Origin of the sequence: Micromonospora sp. LHW51205 (assembly GCF_003315815.1) — a bacterium.
Taxonomy (GTDB): domain Bacteria; phylum Actinomycetota; class Actinomycetes; order Mycobacteriales; family Micromonosporaceae; genus Micromonospora; species Micromonospora chalcea.
Genome location: NZ_QMEZ01000024.1, coordinates 1 through 1,411 on the forward strand (window position 1 = coordinate 1; position 1,411 = coordinate 1,411).

Consider the following 1,411-nt stretch of genomic DNA (forward strand, 5'->3'; position numbering starts at 1 on the left):
TAGTACTCCAACGTCACTTGGATTCGGCGTTGGGCGTGGCGTGGGTATGAGGGCGGCCACCGCGTTGATCATCGATGGTTTGTGAGGACAACCGAAGATCGCGCGATGGCCGTGGGCCACAGCGTAGACCCCAGCCGGTGGCGGGTCATCCTGGACGAGGCGGTGTCGCGTGTCGCTGACCGGTTCGTGCGGGCCGAGCCGCGGGCGACGGCCGGGCGGTTCGTGGAAGGGCTGCTGTCGGACACCGAACAGAAGACCTGCTGGTCGCTTGCGGAACGGGCGGGTAACGCTGATCCGCAGGCGATGCAGCGGCTGCTGCGCACGGCGGTGTGGGACGCCGACGCCGTCCGCGACGATGTGCGTTCCTGGCTGATCGAACAGCTCGGCCACCCCGACGCGGTGCTGGTCACCGATGAGACCGGGTTCCTCAAGAAAGGGGTGTGCTCGGTCGGGGTGCAGCGGCAGTACACCGGCACCGCCGGCCGTGTCGAGAACAGCCAGGTCGGGGTGTTCCTGGCCTACGTGTCACCGACGGGACGAGCGATGATCGACCGTCGGCTCTACCTGCCGGAGGCGACCTGGTGCGACCGTCCCGACCGGCTCACCGAAGCCGGCGTTCCCGACCAGGTCGGGTTCGCGACGAAGCCTGCCCTGGCCCGGCAGATGATCGCCGCCGCGATCGAGGCTGGTGTCCCATTCGGGTGGGTGACCGGCGACGAGGTCTACGGCGCCGACCCAGGCCTGCGCACTGAGCTGGAACAACGCGAGATTGGCTACGTCCTGGCGGTCGGCTGCGACCGACGCGTGGCCGTCAACGACGGCCGCACCCTGATCCGCGTCGACGACCTCGCCGACCGGATCCCCACCCGCGAGTGGCAGCCGCACAGCTGCGGCCCCGGGGCGAAAGGGCCACGCGAGTACCTGTGGGCCTGGATCACCACCGCCACCAGGCCGGGTGAGCACCGATGGCTGCTGATCCGCCGCAACCGCACCACCGATGAGCTGGCCTTCTACCTGTGCTGGTCACCCCGCCCCGTCCCGCTGCACGCACTTGTGCGAGTAGCCGGCTCCCGCTGGAGCATCGAAGAGCTGTTCCAGACCGGCAAAGGCCAGGTCGGCCTGGACCACTACCAAGTCCGCGGCTGGACCGGCTGGCACCGCCACGTCACCCTGGCCATGCTCGCCCTGGCCGTCCTGACCATCCTCGCCGCCACCGCGCAGCAGCCCAACACTGATGCGGAGATCATCGCGTTGACCCTCGCTGAGATCCGCCGCCTCCTCAACGCGTTCGTCCTCGCCACAGCACCACCATCAGCGCACACCCTGCACTGGTCGATCTGGCGACGAACATCCCAAGCCCGAGCCCGTCGATCCCACTACCAGCGCAGACGAGCGAAGTGACGTTGGAGTA

At 68.5% G+C, this 1,411-nt stretch carries 1 protein-coding gene; it reads left to right on the forward strand.

Annotated elements, in window-relative coordinates; genetic code table 11:
- Window positions 1-105 precede the first annotated feature (105 nt).
- Window positions 106-1,401 (forward strand): IS701 family transposase, encoded by a 1,296-nt coding sequence (locus DQE82_RS30480; protein WP_113974897.1) that lies wholly within the window; start codon window positions 106-108, stop codon window positions 1,399-1,401.
- Window positions 1,402-1,411 lie beyond the last annotated feature (10 nt).

Coding starts and splice junctions, on each gene's coding strand:
- DQE82_RS30480 (WP_113974897.1), top strand. CDS start 106: ATGGCCGTGGGCCACAGCGTAGACCCCAGCCGGTGGCGGGTCATCCTG.